A 21,189-nucleotide genomic window follows, 5' to 3' on the forward strand; every position below is an offset into this window, starting at 1 on the left:
CAAATAATTGAGAGGGAGAGAATGGATAATGAAGAAACCTTTTTCAAAATTATTTGGTTTAAAAAATAAAGATGACATCGTTGGTTATACTGAAGAAGAGCGCAATAATAATGTTGAATCCATTCATATTGAACGTATCGTACCCAATCGTTATCAACCAAGACAAGTATTTGAGCCAAATAAGATAAGAGAATTAGCTGAATCGATTGAAGAACATGGGTTATTGCAACCCATCGTTGTACGTCCGATTGAAGAGGATATGTTTGAAATTATTGCTGGTGAGCGTCGATTCAGAGCATTACAATCATTGCATAAACCACAAGCTGACGTCATTATTCGTCACATGAACGATGAAGAAACGGCAGTAGTTGCGTTAATTGAGAATATTCAACGTGAGAATTTATCTGTGGTTGAAGAAGCGGAAGCTTATAAAAAATTGCTTGAAATAGGAGATACTACGCAAAGTGAATTAGCGAAGAGTCTAGGTAAAAGTCAAAGTTTCATCGCTAATAAATTACGCTTATTAAAACTTGCTCCTAACGTGATTAAACGACTTCGTGAAGGAAAGATAACTGAAAGACACGCCCGTGCTGTCTTGGTTTTACCCGAAGATGAGCAAGAAGAATTAATTGAGCAAGTCATTAATCAGAAATTAAACGTTAAACAAACTGAAGATAAAGTACGTCAAAAGACAGGTCCTGAAAAAGTTAAAGCTCAGACTTTCCAATTTTCACAAGATGTGACTCAAGCGAGAGATGAAGTGGGTAAAAGTATTGAAGCCATCGAGCAGTCTGGCTTACGTGTTGAACATAAAGACAAAGACCATGATGACTATTATGAAATAAAAATTAGAATATATAAGAAATAGTAAGAAAAGAACGAGTTAATGCAGTATATTGTTGCACTAACTCGTTTTTTTTATTGAAAGTATTTACTTTTTAAATAGTTTAAAAGGCGTGACTCTAAGTAAGATTTTACCATTGTGATTACGGTTGTCTGTGACCACTTTTACAATGGATTGGGCAGCTTCACTGACGGTACGCATGAGTAGACCTTTTTGATGATTGTTTAAATCAGTCGTCACTCCACCTGGCATGATACCGAAAATTTCCACTGGTATTTTACTTTTCTTGAATTGTCTTGCAAAGAGCTTAATCATTGAGTTAAGTGGTGCTTTCGTTGCAATATAACTAAATGGCTCAAAGAAACTTGATGGTTTCAGAGGAATGGTTAAATTCACGATTCTACCTTTGTTAAGGGCTAAAATTGGCGTGAAAGCTTTAATCATTTGGAAATTGCCGAAGAAATTAACCTCTGTTAAAGATCTTAACTCATCAACATCCACATCTAATGGCTTAGCCTGCATATTTCCTGAAACACCTGCATTATTAATTAAGACGTTAATATCACTGTGATGTGCTCTAATGTATTGTGCAGCTGAATCTATTGTTTCAGCGTGATTTAAATCTATTCTAACCCATTTTACATTAATTCCTTCTCGTTGAAGCGTATTAACTGCTTCCATTCCTCTTTGCTCATTTCTAGCCCCGAGTAATATGTACCAACCTTGCTCTCCAAGTTGTTTTGCTGTTTCAAAGCCTATGCCTTTATTCGCACCTGTAATTAAAACTTTTTTACTCAAAGTGATTTTCTCCTTTATATGTTTGATGAAGGGATGTTAATTGAATTTTCGAGAATTTAAAAAAGATTAGAAATTTAATTCAGTTACCTCATGAATGATATATGTTGGATTCTCAGATTTTAATTCCTCAATACTGTGTGTACCCCAAGTGACTGCACATGATGCCACTTTTGCGCTATTTGCCATTTGCATATCAAATATAGCGTTCCCGATATAAATAGTTTCTTCATTTTCTAATTGGTATTTATTCAAGATATAGTTGATGCCATCAGGTGAAGGTTTATAATGATTAACTTTGTCTGACCCTATTACTTCTGTAAATAAGTGATCTATGTCTAAGATCTCTAAGTTACGAATGAGCACATCTGTTTTCTTACTTGATACTACAAATAACTGTTTATCTTTTGAGAGTGATTGGAGTTGTTCAGTCATATGTTTATAAAGTTTTAAATAAGATGATTCAACCTCTTTGTAATTTTGCCTAAAGGTTTTGATAAGTGCTTCTAACTGATGGTCATCTAAATCAACGGAACTCATTAAACTGAATGACTTTTCTATTGGTATTCCCATATAATACTCAATCAGATTTACTGTCGGTTCTTCTAGCCCTCTTTCTTTAAAAGATTTCTGCGTAGCAACTATACTACATTCTTTAGAATCTGCAATTGTACCATCGAAATCAAAGATTAAATTTTTGTACATGAATGTCTAACCTCACTTAATTAGAAAATGATTTTATAAAAACTTTAACATAAAATTATCAAGCGACAAACTAAACTATAAATAAGTTATTTTAGATAATGCAAAAACTTTAATAATTGTTTTACGTGAAACACATACTATTGGTATTTTTAGAAAATTAGGTATTTTAGTGGAAATGTTTACAACGCACTATAATCGATTTACACTAAAAGTAAACGAAACGTTTCGTTTAATAATTAAAATTGATAAGAAGGGTTATTGTGTTTGGTATATCGATTTCAAGTGCTATTCTCCATTTTGTAATAGGTGGTCTTGCAGTTGCGCTCGCATCAGTTATGGCAGATAAAGTCGGTGGTAAGTTAGGTGGTATTATAGCCACTATGCCGGCAGTCTACCTTGCTGCAGTGATTGCTTTAGCTATAGATCATCGAGGTCAACAACTGATTCAAATGTCTATACATCTTAGTACAGGTGCGATTGTAGGAATTATATCTTGTATAGTTACTGTATTCTTTACCTCACTATTTATAGGTAAAAAAAATTATAAGAGTGGGACTATATTTTCAATTGTATGTTGGCTTGTCATTTCTATAGCAATATTTGTAGTTAGACATATTTAATGATGGAGGCATTGTAATAATGAAATTAGTATTAATAAAGTTTCTCGTTGGTGGATTAGCAGTATTAGTGAGTTACATTGTATCAATGGTATTACCTTGGAAAGAGTTCGGAGGTATCTTTGCAACTTTTCCAGCAGTGTTCTTAGTTTCAATGTTTATCACAGGCATGCAATTTGGTGATAAGATGGCAATGCATGTGAGTAGAGGCGCAGTTTTTGGTATGATAGGCGTATTATTTAGTATTTTAGCTACTTGGGGACTTTTACAATCAACACAAATGTGGTTAGTTAGTATTATTGGTGGATTTATTGTATGGTTTGTAAGTGCAGTAGTTATATTTGAAATTGTTGAATTTATTACGCATAAAAGAAGGGTTAAACATGGCTGGAAGACCGAAAGATCCAACAATAAATAAGAAAATTTATGAAGAAATTAACCGTTTATTAGAAACAATACATTTTAGAGACATAACAATTGATCAGATTTCGGAAAATACTGGTATCTCTAAAGCGACGATTTATCGCAGATGGAAAGATAAATCGTCAATTATTATGGATATGTTCGTTGAACAATCACAAAAGATATTTATCCATGAGAGCGACAATTTATATGAAGATTTGTATCATTTTTTAGTGAAAATCAAAGATATTTATAAGACGAAATTAGGTAGTGCAGTGATTGAAATTTTAATCAGTCATCAACAGATCGAAGCACGAGAAACGTTTATGACAGATTATTTTAATAGTAATCGAAGAACATTAAAAAAGATTATCAGCAAGCATATTAAAGATGAAGAGCAAGACTTATTTATAGATCTTATCTTCTCGCCTATTTACTTCAATATATTAATCAAACCCGACTCATTAGATGAAAATTACATTGAAAAGATGTTGAAAAGAATTATAGAAGCGTATGAACTAGAAACGAAAGAGTAAACGTTCCTTAAATAAGGAACGTTTTTTATGTAGAGGGTAGACTGAACGAAGTGTTAATTTATTAATATTTAGTGATCAGACAACTTTTTATTTAATAAAATATAGTAATAGCATTAAAAATATTGAAATCGGAATAATGATGCTTTCTGCTCTCATCATTGATTTAGAAAGATTTTTAAATTCTTTATCTGAGGCATTATTGTTTTTTAATTTAAAGTATTTTATTCCAAGATATATGGCAGGTAACAAATGAAGTAGTAAAAAAACTATTAGTATAGTAATCATCAAAATCCTCCTCCAAAAAAATAATAGCATCTAATGAAAGCGAGCTTTAAATAAAAATAATTAATTAATATACTATGCATTTCTATGTAATCTAGTATAATTAAATTAATAAGAGTTCATGCATTAATATTACCAATCCCCTCACTATCTCGAGTAGTGAGGGGATTTTTTAGTTATTGCTAATATCGCCTATTTTTTCTTTTTCTCATTCAAGCTAATAATAATTGGTAACATACCACAACAAATGATTATCAATAATATTAATCCTGAATTCATTATTCGTACCTCTTTTAATATTATTTAGCATTCATATTAGGCATTGATTGGCCAGAAGCCCCACTTATTAATCCAAATCCAACCATTAAAATTAAAGCAACGATACCTAATATAATAGATGTTTTCTTAGATAAGCGACTCGTTGAATAATAAACCACACCTGTTAAAAATGCTTTTAATAAGTTAGTCAAGTTTAATGCCATTAAAAACTTGTTGCCTTTAGCGAAGATGTTTAAACTGTCTAATTTGTATTCAAAAATACTTAATCCAAATAATAATTGAATAATAGTAATAATAAGAGAGAAAGCATTAATTATAATAGAATAAGAAAGTGCAGCAGAAAAGATACTGCTACCTTTAGCATCAGATTTAAATATTTTAGAAATAACTAAGAAAATCACAAAAACTATTCCAGCGTTAAAAAGCATACCAAAGAAACCAGTTATTATTGTTATTATCAAGTAAACTCCAGAATTCATCTGACCATTAGTTTGTGATAATACAGAATCTTTTGTAGCAAAGTAACTTACGAATGCAGTTATTATGGCTAAAACTATTAAAATTAACAACTTCACTAACCATTTTGGATTTTCTCTTAACTTACTAAAATGATTTACAAATGGAACGCTTGAGTTTTCTAGTTGATTATTTTCGATATTTTGATTTTCCATAATATGTATATCTCCTTTGTTTATTAATATCACTTAAATGTTAACATTTAAATCTATTTTATAAAATAAGCAATTTAAAATTTTAGTTAAATTTCATTGCCTATACATAATAATTTTAGAGAATGAATGTTTTTTCAATATTAACATTTCTAAGATTTTGTAAATTTTATATATAAAATATTACTAATTTTACATTTGTGTTATCATTTCAATTGCAATCAATTATTAAGGAGAAATAGATATGAAAAAGAAAATATTGTGGATCATCATAGGAATTGCAATCATTCTATTATTAATTATCGCTGCTTTTATCGTGAAACAGGTAAATGGGTCAGGTAAGAAAGACAGTGAAGGTTACGATACATATACAGTTAAAAAAGAAACACCTATTAGTTTAGAGGGGAAAGCTTCTCCTAAATCTGTAAAGACATATAATAATAACAGTTCAATTGGGACATTTTTAAGTACATCTGTAGACGATGGACAGAAGGTTAAACAAGGGGATCGTATAATTAATTATGATACGAATGCTAGTAAACGTGAACAATTAGCGAATAAAGTGAACCAAGCACAAAGTCAAGTGAATGATGATTATCAAAAGATTAATCAAAGCCCTAATAATAGCCAATTACAATCTAAACTTACTCAAGATCAAAGCTCATTAAATGAAGCACAACAGTCATTAGCACAACATGACAGACAAGTGAATGACAGTATGTATGCTTCATTTGATGGTAAAGTGAATATCAAAAATGATTCAGATGTCGGTGATGGACAACCAATATTACAGTTGATTTCAGATAACCCTCAAATTAATGCGACTGTTACAGAATTTGATATTAATAAAATTAAAGAGGGAGATAAGGTTGACGTCACTGTAAATAGTACAGGTAAAAAAGGTGAAGGTAAGATTATCAAAATTGATGAGCTTCCTACTAGTTATGATTCCGGTAGTGAGGGTGAAGCAGCTGGTGGTGCTCAAGCAGGCGGTGAAGAAGGTGAAGGTTCAGGCGCTCAAGCTTCTAATCCAACTGTAAATAATCCTTCTGGAGGTAAAGAAGGCGATACATCTAAATACAGAGTAGTTATTGGAGATTTGGATATCCCAGTTAGATCAGGTTTCTCTATGGATGCGAAGATTCCTTTAAAAACTAAAAAACTACCTGATAATGTATTAACTAAAGATAATGATGTGTTCGTGGTTGATGAAAATCATAAAGTTCATAAACGTGATATCAAAATTGAACGAAACAATGGTCAAATTATCGTTAAAAAAGGTCTTAAATCAGGTGATAAAGTCATTAAAAATCCTAAAGGTAATTTAAATGATGGAGAAAAAGTTGAGGTGTCATCATGATTGAGTTGAAAAAAATCAATCGACACTTTAAAAATGGTAATGAATCTAATCATATTTTAAAGGATATTGATATTCATATTGATGAAGGAGAGTTTATCGCTATCATGGGTCCTTCAGGCTCTGGAAAGAGTACGCTCATCAATATTTTAGGATTTATCGATCGTGGATATGAAGGGGAATACCTTTTTAATAATGAAAATTATCAAAAAAGCTCAGACAACAAGCTTTCTGAAATACGAAATCATACTGTAGGGTTTGTCTTTCAAAACTTTAAATTGATCCAAAATAATACAATTCTTGAAAACGTTAGTATCCCTCTTATTTATAACGGAATAGGGAGTAAAGAGCGTAAAAATAAAGTTTTAGACGGTCTTCAAGACGTCGGTCTTAAAGGTAAAGAGGATTTATTACCGAATAAATTATCAGGTGGTCAACAACAACGTGTGGCCATCGCTAGAGCGATTATAAATAATCCGAAGTTTATTATCGCTGATGAACCTACAGGTGCGCTTGATTCTAAGACGTCTCAAGATATTATGGAACTCTTTGTTAAATTAAATAAAGAAAAAAGAACGACAATGATTATGGTTACACATGATCGTGATGTAGCGGATAAAGCTGATCGTATCATTCATATTTTAGACGGTCGTGTGCGAGAGGAAGAGGTGTTGACGCATGAATAACTTTTCTAATGTTATTGCTGTCGCCTTTCGCTCAATTTTAAAGAATAAACGTCGAAACATCTTTACGATGATTGGGATTATCATCGGTATAGCAGCTGTCATTACTATTATGTCTTTAGGTAATGGATTTAAGAAATCAACAAATGAACAATTTGATGAAGCGGGTGCGGGTAAAGATCAAGCTTCTATTTCATTTATGACTGAGAATATGGAGGCACCTAAGAATAATCCGTTTAAACAAGAAGATATAAGTGTAGTAGAACAAATTAAAGGTGTTAAGAATGCCAAAATAAAAGAAGACGATGATAGCACGTATTCAGCTAAAATTACCAATTCACATGGTGGTGGTGATGTCAGTCTTAAAAAACAAAACGAGCTTACCGATGTAGACAAAGGCAAAGGTTTTACTAAAGATGATAATGACACTGAAGAGAAAGTCGCTGTCATTGATAGTAAACTTGCGAAAAAAGTGTTTAATAATAATGCGATAGGTAAGTCTATCTATGTGAATGGCGAAGGATTTAAAGTTGTTGGTGTATCTGAAGGTTCAGGAATGGACGCTGGCGGTATGGGTATGCCTGAAGAATCAACAGTACAACTCCCTACAAAGACATTCAATAAATATATGGGTAACTTGTCTCAGGGTATGCCTCAATTATTAGTTACTGTGGATAAGAGTTCTGCTAAAAAAGACGTTGGTAAAAAAGTTGAAAAAGAACTGAATAAAAAAGGTACTGGCACATCTGAGGGGCAATATAGTTATCAAGACAATGAAGAAATGATGAAAGGTATCGGAAAAGTATTAGATACCATTACTTACTTTGTTGCAGCAGTTGCAGGTATTTCACTCTTTATTGCTGGTATTGGTGTGATGAATGTGATGTACATTTCAGTTACTGAGCGTACAGAAGAAATTGCGATCCGACGTGCATTTGGTGCCAAAGGTCGAGATATCGAAATACAATTCTTAGTCGAGAGTGTGGTCCTATGTCTTATTGGTGGTATTATCGGATTAATACTCGGTATTATCATAGCGACACTAATTGATGCTGTGACGCCAGAAATGGTTAAGAGTTCCGTCAGTCTAGGCTCCGTAATCTTAGCTGTTGGTGTATCTACCCTAATCGGTATTGTGTTCGGTTGGATACCAGCACGTGCCGCATCTAAGAAAGAATTAATTGATATTATTAAATAACGATTGCTTCTATATAATTATCTCAAAAGCGTGAGTAGTTACTTTAATGTTGACTACTCACGCTTAAATTTTAATAATTGTTATTTTTATATACTGAATTCTGATATAAATTCTACGAGTAAAATAAATTATTTAACTTTTATCTCGTGGGGCTAATATAAAATTTAACATTACAATTATAATAAATATCACTAAAAAGATAACTATTGGTATTGGCGTTTCTTTTAAAAATGTTACACATAAGCACATGGTTATAGCTTGCAGTATAGTCGTTAAAGTCGACAAAATAGTTTCTAATTGCTTGTGTGCTTTAGGCGTTCTTGAAAATAAACCATCTTTATCCAAAAACAAACCATACGTTTGTATTAATCCGTTACTTGAAATCAAAGTGCCAATAGTAAGACTAATATTAGTAATATTTTTGTTAGTTCCAGTAAATGAAAAATCTTTCCATAGTAACAACCAAGCAATACCAAAACTAAAAATTATAACTAAATAGTTTAAACTAGTTATGATTACTACTTTTTTGCTTACTTTTATACTATCAACTCCAAAGTCTCGAATTAGTTATACGCATTTTAATACCCTATATATTTGCTCTTTGTCTACCCACTTAAAAAACACATAATATAACAATGGTAATTCCTAAATTATGAATTCTTCACATTTAAGCTCTTTAATTAAGTATTAAAAAAAGAGCCAAATTAATCTAAAAAAACAATTCAGAAGACTTATTGATTTAATTTTATTGTTTTAACCTCGGGACTTTCTGGAAGAAATGCGTGTTTGATTTTTATAGTTAATGTAGCTGTCTTTCCATTGATATCAACATTATAATAACCTATATGACCACTTCCTTGATTGTCAGACTTTCTTTCAATAGAAATAGTATCTTGTTCTTTTAAAAAATGATATGTCTTATTATCTTTAGTAATATTGTTTAATTTCTTGGTTTCCTTCTTTTGAACGTATTCATTAATTTGTTTCTCGCTGGATTGACATACCCATGTATCAAATAGAAAAAAATTTACAAAAATATAACAAATCGCTAAAACAATGATTATACCAATAATATAAAATGCTTTTTTCATTTAAATTCACCTTATCTTCTAAAAATTTTATAATTTACGATAACTTAAAAATGTAGTCTTTTCTACATAATTTAATTAATTTTAAAGGAGATTTAAAAATTGAAAAATTTTTCAAAAATTAATTTTAATTGGTGTTTTAGTTTCCGGTACAGGTATAGCAAGTTTGCAAACCAATGCAACTCACTCAGAAGAAAATCACGACTCGAATCCTAAAAATGTTAAATTAGTTGGAACTTATGATGCTTCGCAAGTTGATTCGAAAACGATGAAACAATTCAAAGAAATTGAAAAAGAAGATAATAATTTTCATATTACTAAAAATGGAAATAAAGTCGTTGTAGAAGATATGTTACCTAATCCAGAAAAGAAAACTTCAAGTTACTCAGCCGATGGAAGTAGTGGAAATAATACAAAAGTAATTAATTTTACAGATTTTGTTGGTAACATGGATGGTAAAGACGATGGTAAAATACCAAATGGAATAGCTCTCTATAGTAAAACCTATAAAGGACAAAAAAGTGGAAAAAGAGTTAAAAAGGGAACTCATGTGCATTGTAATAGATTTAATGGAACAAAATCTGATCATAAATACTGGTCAAAAGTACATCCGAGAGCTTATGTAGATTTTTATAAAAGTGACTGTTGGTATCACGCTAAAGCTTATAAATGCTCATCTATAGGAAAAATGACTAAATGTGATGGTTTGAATGTTCGTAAAAAAGGAGTTAAAGATTGCTCGTCATGGAAAGGTAAACCTAAACATAAGAATTGGCCTAAAACAGCTTGGTATAGAAATTAAATAATGTATATTGTACATCAGAGAACACCGCGTAACACAGCATTATATTAACTGATTTAAAAGGCATAGACATTGGTAGAATGGTGTTTGTGCCTTTCTCTATACAATAAAGTAAAACTGGAAAGTAGATTTTTAATAGTCACTTTCCAGTTCTTTATTTAGAGACGATGCAATAAGTAAGTGTAGTCAACGTAAGTGTTAAAACGATACTTAAAACAAAGGTAGTAATGATTCTTTCTTTAAGAGACACATGACGTAAACCCACGAAAACTGTGACACTAAAAAAGACTAAACTACTAATTAAATATAAAATAAAAGCTATCCATATAAATGTATTAGGGCTGTTTAGAAATTGGTGGTAACTCTCCATTAAAAATAACCTCACACATATTATTTAGTACTTAATATATCAAATTACAGGTAATATATCGAATTATAATAATTATTTGTTAAATTGAAAATATAGAAGAAATCAAAATATAAAAATACAAATTTTAACAAAACTTTAATAAAAAAAGTTAAAAAATTTAAACGTTTGTATGTTAATTTAAAGATAGCAGTTATATTTTCAATCTTTATAAGGGAAAAAACTTATAGAGGTGATTATTTTGAAAAATTATAATGAAAAGAAAAGATTTAGTATTAGAAAGTACGCTGTAGGAGTCGTGTCTATTGTCACAGGTATAACGATTTTTATTGGGGGACAACAAGCACATGCCGCAGAAGAGACAAACCAACAAATTAATACACCTTCACATTCAAATGAAACAACTCAAACTGCTCAAAAGAATTTAAAAGAAAATGAATCACGGCCAAGTGAGTCTGAGTTATCATCTTCAAAAACTTCTCAACCACAGCAATCGGAATCAACGCAACATTCTCAACCTCAACAAACCGAATCAACTCAATCTACTCAAGCACAACAAACGAATCCAACTCAACATCCTCAAGATAAAGAAAACTCTCAAAATCAATCATTAGAAAGCACGAAAGAAGCAACTAATCATAACGATACTTCAGACACATCAGAAGCGATTGATACTAAGAAGGAAGAATCAGATAATCAAGACGTCCTTCCGTCTAAAAAAACAAATAATAGTGAAAGAAAAGCTAATAACACTTCTACGCAAGACAACGTATCATCTACTGATAACAAGCAATATGAATCAGAAAGTAAACCAACAGAAACTCAATCAACAGAAACAACTCAAGAAAATAATAAAGTAACTCAAAGCAAATCAAGCGATAATCCTTCTGAATCTCAAGAATCAACTAAGTCGCAAGATCAACAAGACCCTCAAGATAAACCAGATTCACAGCACTCACAAAAATCTGAGGATAATTTATCAACTCGTGATACTACATACCCAAAAGAATCTAAACAAAATTCCTCATCTTCACAAACTCAAGAAACAACGCAAGAGTCTCGAAACAACAAAGACGAAACTGACAATGATAATCCTCAGTCTAAGGGCGCCCATCAATCATCACAAAACACGCAACTTCGATCTACTGAAAACAATGATGACCCGAAAGACTCAACTCAATTAAAATCTTCAAATAAAGAACAAGATACTCGGGAACAAAATAATGAAAAAGAAGTAGACCAACCAACTAAGAAAACTCCATCCATGAAACAAGAAAATAAAAATACTACAAAACAATCAGTTAAAACAGATAAAACAGAAAAACCGACTTCCACAGCACCAAAAACATTACAATCTCATCAACCGAACAAACTTTCTAAACAAACGCTACAAGCTCAATATAAAAATCAATATCCTGTCGTGTTCGTTCATGGTTTTGCTGGTTTAGTCGGTGAAGATGCGTTTACACTTTACCCAAATTATTGGGGTGGAGGTAAATATAATATTAAAAGTGAATTGACTAAACAAGGTTACCGTGTACATGAAGCAAATATTGGTGCATTTAGCAGTAACTATGATCGTGCGGTTGACTTGTACTACTACATCAAAGGCGGTCGCGTAGACTACGGTGCAGCTCATGCGGCTAAATATGGTCATCATCGTTATGGTAGAACATATGAAGGTATTATGCCGGATTGGGCACCTGGTAAAAAAATTCATTTAGTTGGTCATAGTATGGGTGGTCAAACGATTCGTTTGATGGAGCATTTCTTAAGAAATGGAAATCAAGAAGAAATAGACTATCAACGTCAACATGGCGGTACGGTATCAGATCTCTTCAAAGGTGGAAAAGATAATATGATATCAACTATCACTACTGTAGGAACACCTCATAATGGTACGCCTGCTGCCGATAAATTAGGTACACGTAAAATTGTTAAAGACGCAATGAATCGTATAGGACGTCTAAGTGGTAGTAGATTGCTAGATTTAAATTTAGGCTTTTCTCAATGGGGCTTTAAACAAAAACCAAATGAAAGCTATATAGAATATGCTGAACGCGTTGCAAATAGTAGAATTTGGGATACTGAAGACCAAGCAATTAATGATTTAACAACTGCTGGTGCTGAAAAGTTAAATAAAATGACAAACTTAAACCCTAATATTGTATACACAACTTATACAGGTGCAGCTACGCATACTGGCCCTCTAGGATTTCAAATACCAGACGTAAGACAGTTATTCGCAATGGATATAACGAGTCGTATCATTGGTAGAGATAAAAATAAAAATGTAAGAGTGAATGACGGTCTAGTACCTGTATCATCGTCAATATATCCTACTGCTCAAGCATTCAAAAAAGTAGGCTTCTTGAACCCAGCTACAAGTAAAGGGGTTTGGCAAGTCAGACCTGTACAAAACGGTTGGGATCATGCAGATTTAATCGGCCTTGATCTCCCTGATTTCAAACGTACTGGTGCTGAATTAGGAAAATATTATTTAGGTATGATAAATAATATGATGAGAGTTGAGGAATTAGATGGTCTAACTAAAAAATAATAACTTCACATAGTAAAAACACCCTCAAAGGATGTGTCGAACTTTACTGACATCTCCAATGAGGGTGATATTTTTTTATGATTAAGTTATTGATCTTCTTTTTCTTCACGACGTTTTAAGAAGTATGCGCCTCCTAATAGTCCAACAGGAATACCTGCGATAGGCGTAATAATATTACTTAAAACGAATACGATGACAACTAACATTAAGATATTGAACCAGTTAATAGTTAAATTTTTTAAATCCTCATATGATTGTTTGATTAAATCTTTAATTTTCATAATAAATACCATCCTTTTTTAATTAATTATTTGAAAAATCCTTTTTAAATTGAGCGCTTAATGACACGATTTGAGTGTATAAATGCTATAAGAGCAAAGATAAGGTAGATGACTGTGTAAACAATCATTACTAGGAATACAGGTGCCATCGTTACATTGCCCATAATCTTCATAAAGGCTAGTGCCGCAAATAACGCATGTAGTAGAGCTATAATTAAAGGTAATCCAAAGTTGAATAAAATCTTTAATAATAACCCTTTAGACATATCAGAATTAGTAAATCCGATTCGTCGTAAGACTTTAAAGTTATCGATTTCATCTTCAGTTTCATCCATTTGTTTGATGTAAATAATACATCCAGCTGCGATTAAGAACGCTAATCCTAAGAATGAAGTTACAAATATGAAAATACCATTTGTTGCGTCCACCACTTTTTTCAATTCATCTTTAGAAGTTACATTTGGATCAACTTTCGACGCGATGCGTTCAGCTTTTTTCATATCGTTATGGTGTTTAATATTAAATCCATAAACGCGCACAGTATTTTTATCTGTTTTTAATGAGTTGTATACTTTAGGACTTACTTCTACTATAGGAGCTGCATATGATAATTCAGATGGATAAACTTTGGAATCGTCTTTATCTGTTACTTTTACAGTTGTTTTAGACTTACCTTTAACTGTGATACTTTGATTCATATTAAATTTCATCATTCCGATAGCGGTTTTAGTATTTGTTAATCGAGCGTTATTACCTTTAAGATCTTTATTAACAATCATTGACGTATTCTGTGAGAAACCTTCAGAATCATCTTGTGATGTCATAACGTTATCTTTAACTGTTTTAGGATTAATTGACTCATAAGTATGTTTATCGTGTTTAATATTATTTTTATCTAATTGCTGTTCAAATTTATGCGCTTGCTTACCTTTTGAGAAGTCAAAGTCTTGTGGTGTTGATGATTCAATATTATAATCCGAATTTGCTTTAGTAATAGCTGTAAAACAAAGAATTGTAACAGTTAACGCTGAAATGATGGCGATGACTGTTAATGACATCGCATTTTTCTTCATTCTATGCATGATAGAAGATGTACACACCACATCTGTGATTGAAACACGACCATTCTTTGAACGTTTAATCGTTTTAAAAATGAGTGACACTGAACTTCTAAAGAATAAGTAAGCACCGACAATTGTTAAGAATAAAATAATGAATGGTGTAGCTGATGTTTTAGTAAGTGATTTAAATACACCAAACATTTCAGTTGCCATATAATACCCTAAAGCTATCATTAAGATACCTAGGATACCACCAATAATTTCAGGAACTGTAATACGTGCTTTAGTGGCTTCAGATTGAGAACTATCTTTCATCATTGTTAAGATGCTTCTTCTTTTTAGGAAAAGGTAATTCTGAACAAGTATTAAAACAAAAGCAATGACTAACATTATGATAGTAATGATTAGTGCTTGGGGTTCAAATCCTATTGAAAGATGAACTTTTAACTTCATCAATTTAGAAGCAATGGCAAGTAAAAGTTGAGAACTGAAAATTCCAATGAGCACGCCTAAGATACCTGTAATTACAAATATCGCGAATTGCTCAATACTTAACATTCTAAGAATATTTCCTCTTGTGAGTCCGATAAGTTGGAATAATGCAAACTCTTTCGTACGTCTTTTAACAAATAAATGGTTCGCGTACATTAAGAATATAATGATAATAATAAATAAAATTGATGCTCCGAAACTAGATCCTTTTCGAATTATTCCCATAGAACCTGAATTATTAATGCTATGTGAATACTTCAAAGTTGAGAAACTAAAATAAAGCACGATACTTAATAATAAAGAGAATAAGAACATGCCATAGTGTTTGATGTTCTGTCTTAAATTTTTAAGCGTAATTTGATTAAACGTCATGAGTGACACCACCTAATGCCGATTGCAATTTGATGATTTCTTGATAGAAGTCTTGTTTAGAGTCGTCTCCTTGATAAATTTCAGAATGAATATTACCATCCTTCAACATAATTACTCTCTCAGCAAAACTTGCTGCTGATGGATCATGTGTCACCATGATAATCGTTGAATTAAATTGTTTATTCATATCTTCTAATCGATTAAGTAAATCTTGAGCACTTTTCGAATCTAGAGCACCCGTAGGCTCATCGGCAAAGATAATATTTGGTTTATGAACGAAAGCTCGAGCCGCTGCCGTACGTTGTTGTTGACCACCAGAAATTTCACTAGGATATTTATTTCCCAGGTCATTAATACCAAGAGCTTCTGTCACTTCTTTATAATTCTGTTCCATTTCTGATTTTTGGATTTTTTGGACTGAAAGTGGAAGCATAATATTTTCTTTAACGGTTAAGGTAGGCAGTACACTATAATCTTGGAAAATGAATCCAAGTTGTTTTTTACGGAAATTTGCGAGCTTTTTATTACTTAGTTTATTTATTTCATTACCATCGACTTCTACAGAACCTCCTGAGATGGTATCAATAGAACTAAGAACATTTAATAATGTAGTTTTACCTGAACCAGAAGGTCCCATGATTGCTACGAATTCTCCTTTTTCAACTGAAAAACTGATATCTTTAAGTGCTTGGTACTTTTGTTTGTCTCCATATACTTTTGATAATTTGTTAACTTTTAATATCGTCATCTTCTCACTCCTCAATGTGTTTATACTTAAATTGTAGAGAGAATCTATGGCTGTTGCCTTTATCTAACCTTACAAATTGCTTGTTATAACTTACAGGTATGTAAGATTTAATTATCTTTATAAAAATAAAACCACGACCTTTTAAAAGATCGTGGAAATAAATTAATTTAAATTTTTATTTGCGGCTTCAGAAATCTCTCTTTTTTTAACTTCTGAATAACTTAAAACTTGATCCTGTTTTGTTGTTAACTTGAGATAATGATTTGTTTTTAATTTTTTAGTTGCGGTATAGGTGATTTTCTTGCCATCACCTTTTTTATCATAACCAACAGTTTTATAAGTATAATTATAGAAGTCTGTTCCGAATTTTTCTTTTTTAACAGGTTTATCAGTTTTAACAAAATAATCTTCTTTAGGTATCATAAAATTATATTTATTTAAATCTCGTACTGTGGGGTCGTTTGGATGATGTTCACTATAAATTTTACCCACTAGCATGAGCGCACCAATTAGAAGAATAAAAACGCCTAGTGTAATTGATAGTTTCTTTAACGTTTTCATAATCTTTCACCATTTATTTCTCTAATTTACTCATTGCTTTTTTAGGAATTTCATCTTTTTTAACTTCTTCATAGCTTCTCACTGTGTTTAATTTTTCTTTAATTTTTAAATAATGATTTGGTTTAAGTTTTTTCATTCCTGTGTATAAGATTTTTTTACTGTTGCCTTTATCATCATAACCAGTAGTCTTATAAACGTTATCAACATCATCATATTGCTTAGGTTTATGTTTCATTGGTTTAGTCGTCTTCACATAATATTCTTTTGTAGGTTCTAAGGGGTTAGCCATATTTAAACTTTTAACATCTTTGTTATTGGGATGATGATTGCCATAAACTTTTAATCCGAAAAGTAATCCTACTAGTAATAAGATAATAACTACTACAGTAGTTAATGAAATTTTTAATGCTTTCATGAATAAACACTCCTTTGAAATGATTACAATTTCATTGTAGGAGGTTTATTGTAACGTTGCCTTTATCTAATCTTACAAATCAACGATTGAAACTTACACGGTTGAAAGGTTTATAAAATTAAATACTCATATGTGTAATTAAGAAAGTTTTAACCTTTAGAACTGTTTGATATGATTACATCAATTTAAAAGTTGAAACAATAGCCATACTTAATATATTTCTTAACTATAAGTGAGGTGAAAGTATGAAAATTTCATGGATTTGATGGTGGGTGTCTACAATTTTTAGGATAGTGGTGGCACTTATTTTACTAGTATTAGGTTTAATGAATGGCTTAAACAATGAAATGGAAGGATATAAATTTGCCTTTCTATTTATAGGAATATTTCTTGCGCCTATGATTTGCCAATTGATTTGGCTAATTACCAATATTATAGTCAGCAAAGGTTTTAAAGAAAGTAAATAGATGTAATCAACTAGTGTTGGGAATTTTTAATGTTCATTCTCAACATTTTTTAATTATTTGGGATATTAAAAAACAATTTGTATTACATAATTAATTTATGAGATGATGCAGTTAAATAACATTGTAAATCATTGAGTTTGGTTAAATCTTAATATGAATTTAAAAAACAATTGTTATAATTTTTATGAAACTTTAAAGGCTATAAAGGAGTATGTTTATGAAAAGGTTAATACTATTAATTAGTTTGTTAAGTTTAGCATTTATCCTAACAGCTTGTGGGGAAACTGGAAAGCAGAAAGAACCTTCGAAGGAAAGTCAAAAATCAGATAAATATGAATACGTATATTATGAAGTGTTAAACGATGGTGGGGAAGATACGCCAAATGTAGAGATTAAATATAAAGATAATAAAGGGAAATCACATTTAGAGAAAACAGATTTAGAACATGTTTATGAACATATTTTAAGTGATGGAAATAAAAAACCATACATAGTTAAAGATGGTAGCAAAATTCATGTCTATCGCCCACCTTACATGACATACGGCGATGATGATGTTGAAGGTAAAGCAGTTTCTAAAGATGAAGTATCTAAATAAGAAAAGGTGAGTTGATGAAAGGTAAAATATTAAAATTTATAAGTTTAATGATTATTATCACTACAGCCTCACTTGGTATGTTATCAACGGAATTAGACGCTGCAACATCAGGAGGGTCTAGTAGTTCTAGCTCAAGTAGTTCAAGTAGTAGTTCATCATCAAGTGCTTCCTCGTCAGCTGCAAGAGGCTCAACATCATCTAGTTCATCAATGAGTCGCTCAAGTGCAGCTAATGCGTCACGAGCTGCCCAACAATCAAGCCAACGTGCTGCGCAACAAGCAACCAGAACAAGTAGTATAGCTTCTAGTAGAAATGCTTCGAAGTATAAACAAGATGCATATCACACTAAATCTCAACAAGCACGTTCAATGATGGCACCAAGACGACGATACAGCTCAGGTGCGCCATATACTTCACAATATATGGCGACGTCATACTATAATAATTGGTTGTATTTCTATATCATTGCCTCTCATGAAAATCAGAGTAAGACAAGTAGTGTGAAGTACCAAATGAATATGTTAAAAAATCAAATGAAACCTCATGAAAAATTATACACTGTTACTATACAAACGAATAAAGGTAAACGCGTCATTGTTGTACCAAAGAAACAATACGATAAAATTAAAACCGGTAAGAATGTGAAAATTAAAAATGGTATAGTACAATAGTGAGCATTAAAGGAGAATTAAATCTTTGATAAAAAAATTTATTGAGAATGAACAAAAAAGTGGATATTTAGGTATCTTATGTACCTTAGTATTTGGTTTATTATTTAGTTCAATGTTCACACCATTTATTGGTATACCTGCAGCGTTAGGAGTGGGTTACCTTATCCACACAACTGAAGAAGAATAATTTAAAGAATCAAGGAGCCTAAACCATGAAAAAAGAGATATTAGAATGGATTATTGCAATTGCAGTAGCGCTTATCATTGTTGGATTAGTAACGAAATTCTTGTTTACTTCCTATACCGTCTCAGGTGAGTCTATGCATCCTACTTTTGAAGACAGGGATAAAGTGATGGTCAGCCGAATTTCTAAAACATTGAATCATATTAATTCTGGCGACGTCGTTATTTTCCATGCAACTAAAAAAGATGACTATATTAAACGTTTAATAGGTAAACCTGGAGATACTGTAGAGTACAAGAAAGATCAATTATATTTAAATAATAAGAAAGTGTCGGAACCATATTTAAATTATAATAAGAAACATAAAGTCGGAAAGTATTTAACTGAGAATTTTAAATCTAAAACAGTTAGAGGCGCTAATGGACATATGAAAATCCCTAAAAATAAATACTTAGTATTAGGGGATAATCGTCAAAATAGTGTTGATAGTCGTTATGATGTAGGATTAGTCGATAAAGATCAACTTGTTGGTAAAGTATTATTTAGATATTGGCCGTTAAATAAATGGAAAGGCGGATTCAATCCAGGTACTTTCCCTAATTAATAAAAATTGCCTCTTAGCAATTTAGACTACCCTCAATTAAGGGAGGTCTAGCTAAGAGGCTTTCTTTATATAATATTTACTCGTCCTCTACATTCTTTCCAACAGCTTCCCATCTCAATGCAGTCGTAATAATTAAACCAACTAAAGGAACGATGGCTAAGATAAGCATCGTATTTGTTAATCCCACAGTTGCAAGTATAATCGGAAATACAAATGTACCGATAATACTTCCCGTACGACTTACTGATTCTACGAAACCAGTAGCTTGTGAGCGTAAATATGTTGGGAATGATAAAGCCGCAATCGTCTTACCTTGTGTACCAGGTCCACCAGAATGTCCAAATAAGAACAATGCGATTAAGAATGTATTGATAATCATTGGTAAACTGTGATAGAACAAGCCCGTCATAACCATCGCGATTAACACAAGACTGAAACCAATCATTGTGAGTCGGCGTGTACCTACCTTATATGTCAGTTGTGATCCTACATAAGCACCAATAATACCTGCTATATTCACGATAGCTGTACCTAATAGCACGCCTAATTTATCTTTACTAATTATGTAAGTTGCAATTATTGGGATATATAATCCTACTCCATAGTACTGCATTCCCTGTAATGTTGAAATGGCTGTTGCTAGTACAATCCTTTTCAAATATTTAGGTTTAAATATTTCAGTACCAGATGGCTTTGAAGATTTACTCTCGGAAAATGACTCCCCCGTACCTTCAAGTTTTAAATCCACATCATAATTATTTCGTACATACTTGGTAGCTTCTTTAAGAGAGTGGTGATTAATCATCCAAGTTGGGCTCTCTTTTAAATAATTAATACGTAAAATGTAGAGTACTAAAGCAATCAAAGCACCAAAGCCAACTGCGAATCTCCATAAGTGTTCACCTGTACCCATTAAAAAGAAGGCGATTACTACTAGAGCTGAGGCAACGATTGCTACATACCATACAACCTGCCAATAGTTAACATTACGACCTTTCTGCCATTTATTACTAATTTCAGCAATGAAAGTGAATGCAACAGGACTATCCATACCGATAGCGAAGCCCATAATGAAGCGGCAGATAAGTAAAATAGCTAAATGAGGAGCAAGTGCTGCGCCTAAAGAAGTGATTACAAGGATAAGTAATGAGACAGATAATATACGCTTACGCCCGAATTTATGTGCAAGTGAACCCCCTAGAATGGCTCCAAAAAGTGCTCCAATAGGTAAGGAAGTCATAACCACTGAAAGCATTGTTGGAGATAGGTGGAATTCTTTCGTTAGCTGGTCTGTCATTGTCCCTAAAATGGTAATGTCATACGCATCTAAAAAAATCGTGCCTAATATCATAAAAAGAAGAATTTTAGATGTATGTTTCTGGTCTGCATGGTCGATAATTCTAAATAAATCATTTTTATTTTTTACGATTTCCATATTATCATTCCCTTAAATTATTTGTCTTTTTAAGCGTAATTGAGTGTCATTAAGTAACAATTAACTTGAGGTTAAAATTTTATTAACATTACTAACATATTTATTTAATAATTGTGG

24 protein-coding genes are annotated in these 21,189 nt (G+C 31.8%); 13 read left to right on the forward strand and 11 right to left on the reverse strand.

The annotated features are described in order from the left end of the window. Positions 1–28: 28 nt before the first annotated feature. Complete coding sequence (noc, locus tag MHI13_RS22125) at positions 29–868, forward strand: nucleoid occlusion protein (protein WP_002434625.1); 840 nt, start codon at positions 29–31, stop codon at positions 866–868. A 63-nt stretch (positions 869–931) separates the two neighbouring features. Here noc and MHI13_RS22130 read toward each other — a convergent pair whose 3' ends face one another. Further along, positions 932–1,642, reverse strand: a complete 711-nt coding sequence (locus tag MHI13_RS22130; RefSeq protein WP_002434427.1) for an SDR family NAD(P)-dependent oxidoreductase — start codon at positions 1,640–1,642, stop codon at positions 932–934. Between the two features lie 66 nt (positions 1,643–1,708). Beyond that, a complete protein-coding gene (locus tag MHI13_RS22135) occupies positions 1,709–2,344 on the reverse strand; it encodes an HAD family hydrolase (protein ID WP_064210495.1) in 636 nt (211 codons plus the stop codon). Between the two features lie 260 nt (positions 2,345–2,604). Here MHI13_RS22135 and MHI13_RS22140 point away from each other — a divergent pair, with 260 nt between their 5' ends. The 3 genes from MHI13_RS22140 to MHI13_RS22150 are packed head-to-tail and all read left to right on the forward strand — an operon-like array spanning position 2,605 to position 3,899. After that, positions 2,605–2,964, forward strand: a complete 360-nt coding sequence (locus MHI13_RS22140) for a DUF3147 family protein (RefSeq protein WP_002434439.1) — start codon at positions 2,605–2,607, stop codon at positions 2,962–2,964. Positions 2,965–2,983: 19 nt separating this feature from the next. Further along, positions 2,984–3,379 carry a DUF3147 family protein gene (locus MHI13_RS22145; RefSeq protein ID WP_002434060.1) on the forward strand — a complete coding sequence of 132 codons (396 nt, stop codon included), beginning with the start codon at positions 2,984–2,986 and terminating at the stop codon, positions 3,377–3,379. Further along, positions 3,345–3,899 carry a TetR/AcrR family transcriptional regulator gene (locus tag MHI13_RS22150; protein ID WP_002434602.1) on the forward strand — a complete coding sequence of 185 codons (555 nt, stop codon included), beginning with the start codon at positions 3,345–3,347 and terminating at the stop codon, positions 3,897–3,899. The genes MHI13_RS22145 and MHI13_RS22150 overlap by 35 nt, the downstream gene beginning before the upstream one ends. Before the next feature lie 87 nt (positions 3,900–3,986). Here the strand turns inward: MHI13_RS22150 and MHI13_RS22155 are convergent, their stop codons facing one another. Both MHI13_RS22155 and MHI13_RS22160 read right to left on the reverse strand, forming a co-directional pair. Further along, positions 3,987–4,184 (reverse strand): hypothetical protein, encoded by a 198-nt coding sequence (locus MHI13_RS22155; RefSeq protein WP_064210496.1) that lies wholly within the window; start codon positions 4,182–4,184, stop codon positions 3,987–3,989. 296 nt (positions 4,185–4,480) lie between these two features. Beyond that, a complete protein-coding gene (locus MHI13_RS22160; protein WP_064210497.1) occupies positions 4,481–5,131 on the reverse strand; it encodes a YIP1 family protein in 651 nt (216 codons plus the stop codon). Between the two features lie 241 nt (positions 5,132–5,372). Here MHI13_RS22160 and MHI13_RS22165 point away from each other — a divergent pair, with 241 nt between their 5' ends. From MHI13_RS22165 to MHI13_RS22175, 3 genes are read left to right on the forward strand one after another with little or no spacing between them, the layout of a single operon-like run. After that, positions 5,373–6,488 (forward strand): efflux RND transporter periplasmic adaptor subunit, encoded by a 1,116-nt coding sequence (locus MHI13_RS22165; protein WP_064210498.1) that lies wholly within the window; start codon positions 5,373–5,375, stop codon positions 6,486–6,488. After that, the gene (locus tag MHI13_RS22170; RefSeq protein WP_064210499.1) at positions 6,485–7,171 is read left to right on the forward strand and encodes an ABC transporter ATP-binding protein; all 687 of its coding nucleotides are present in this window, start codon (positions 6,485–6,487) and stop codon (positions 7,169–7,171) included. The genes MHI13_RS22165 and MHI13_RS22170 overlap by 4 nt, the downstream gene beginning before the upstream one ends. Continuing rightward, a complete protein-coding gene (locus MHI13_RS22175; RefSeq protein WP_064210500.1) occupies positions 7,164–8,366 on the forward strand; it encodes an ABC transporter permease in 1,203 nt (400 codons plus the stop codon). The genes MHI13_RS22170 and MHI13_RS22175 overlap by 8 nt, the downstream gene beginning before the upstream one ends. A 731-nt stretch (positions 8,367–9,097) precedes the next feature. Here the strand turns inward: MHI13_RS22175 and MHI13_RS22180 are convergent. Beyond that, positions 9,098–9,457 (reverse strand): hypothetical protein, encoded by a 360-nt coding sequence (locus MHI13_RS22180; RefSeq protein ID WP_002434113.1) that lies wholly within the window; start codon positions 9,455–9,457, stop codon positions 9,098–9,100. Positions 9,458–9,620: 163 nt separating this feature from the next. On the opposite strand from MHI13_RS22180, the gene MHI13_RS22185 reads away from it, so the two are divergent. Together MHI13_RS22185 and lip are read left to right on the forward strand one after the other, a co-directional pair. Continuing rightward, entirely contained in the window at positions 9,621–10,256 is a 636-nt protein-coding gene (locus tag MHI13_RS22185) for a hypothetical protein (RefSeq protein ID WP_064210501.1), read from the forward strand. A gap of 608 nt (positions 10,257–10,864) precedes the next feature. Further along, positions 10,865–13,183 (forward strand): YSIRK-targeted triacylglycerol lipase, encoded by a 2,319-nt coding sequence (gene lip, locus MHI13_RS22190; protein ID WP_064210502.1) that lies wholly within the window; start codon positions 10,865–10,867, stop codon positions 13,181–13,183. An 86-nt stretch (positions 13,184–13,269) separates the two neighbouring features. Here the strand turns inward: lip and MHI13_RS22195 are convergent, their stop codons facing one another. The 5 genes from MHI13_RS22195 to MHI13_RS22215 form a co-directional block, all read right to left on the reverse strand. Beyond that, positions 13,270–13,464 (reverse strand): VraH family peptide resistance protein, encoded by a 195-nt coding sequence (locus tag MHI13_RS22195; protein ID WP_002434632.1) that lies wholly within the window; start codon positions 13,462–13,464, stop codon positions 13,270–13,272. Positions 13,465–13,508: 44 nt separating this feature from the next. Then, on the reverse strand, positions 13,509–15,389 hold the full coding sequence (locus tag MHI13_RS22200) for an FtsX-like permease family protein (protein WP_002434032.1): 1,881 nt from the start codon (positions 15,387–15,389) through the stop codon (positions 13,509–13,511). After that, positions 15,379–16,137, reverse strand: a complete 759-nt coding sequence (locus MHI13_RS22205) for an ABC transporter ATP-binding protein (RefSeq protein WP_002434458.1) — start codon at positions 16,135–16,137, stop codon at positions 15,379–15,381. The genes MHI13_RS22200 and MHI13_RS22205 overlap by 11 nt, the downstream gene beginning before the upstream one ends. Positions 16,138–16,299: 162 nt before the next feature. Beyond that, positions 16,300–16,698, reverse strand: coding sequence for a YxeA family protein (locus tag MHI13_RS22210; protein WP_064210503.1), 399 nt, complete (start codon positions 16,696–16,698; stop codon positions 16,300–16,302). 13 nt (positions 16,699–16,711) lie between these two features. Then, complete coding sequence (locus MHI13_RS22215; protein WP_002434100.1) at positions 16,712–17,113, reverse strand: YxeA family protein; 402 nt, start codon at positions 17,111–17,113, stop codon at positions 16,712–16,714. A gap of 684 nt (positions 17,114–17,797) precedes the next feature. Between MHI13_RS22215 and MHI13_RS22220 the strand changes: the two genes are divergently transcribed. The 4 genes from MHI13_RS22220 to lepB are packed head-to-tail and all read left to right on the forward strand — an operon-like array spanning position 17,798 to position 19,637. After that, entirely contained in the window at positions 17,798–18,178 is a 381-nt protein-coding gene (locus tag MHI13_RS22220; protein WP_002434626.1) for a hypothetical protein, read from the forward strand. Between the two features lie 14 nt (positions 18,179–18,192). Next, the gene (locus tag MHI13_RS22225; RefSeq protein ID WP_064210504.1) at positions 18,193–18,849 is read left to right on the forward strand and encodes a hypothetical protein; all 657 of its coding nucleotides are present in this window, start codon (positions 18,193–18,195) and stop codon (positions 18,847–18,849) included. 25 nt (positions 18,850–18,874) lie between these two features. Continuing rightward, positions 18,875–19,036 carry a VraH family peptide resistance protein gene (locus tag MHI13_RS22230; RefSeq protein WP_002434595.1) on the forward strand — a complete coding sequence of 54 codons (162 nt, stop codon included), beginning with the start codon at positions 18,875–18,877 and terminating at the stop codon, positions 19,034–19,036. 25 nt (positions 19,037–19,061) lie between these two features. Beyond that, positions 19,062–19,637 (forward strand): signal peptidase I, encoded by a 576-nt coding sequence (gene lepB, locus MHI13_RS22235; protein WP_002434115.1) that lies wholly within the window; start codon positions 19,062–19,064, stop codon positions 19,635–19,637. Between the two features lie 76 nt (positions 19,638–19,713). Here lepB and MHI13_RS22240 read toward each other — a convergent pair whose 3' ends face one another. Then, the gene (locus MHI13_RS22240; protein WP_064210505.1) at positions 19,714–21,072 is read right to left on the reverse strand and encodes an MFS transporter; all 1,359 of its coding nucleotides are present in this window, start codon (positions 21,070–21,072) and stop codon (positions 19,714–19,716) included. Positions 21,073–21,189: the final 117 nt, after the last annotated feature.

The sequence above is a fragment of the Staphylococcus sp. FSL K6-0223 genome (genome assembly GCF_038008285.1).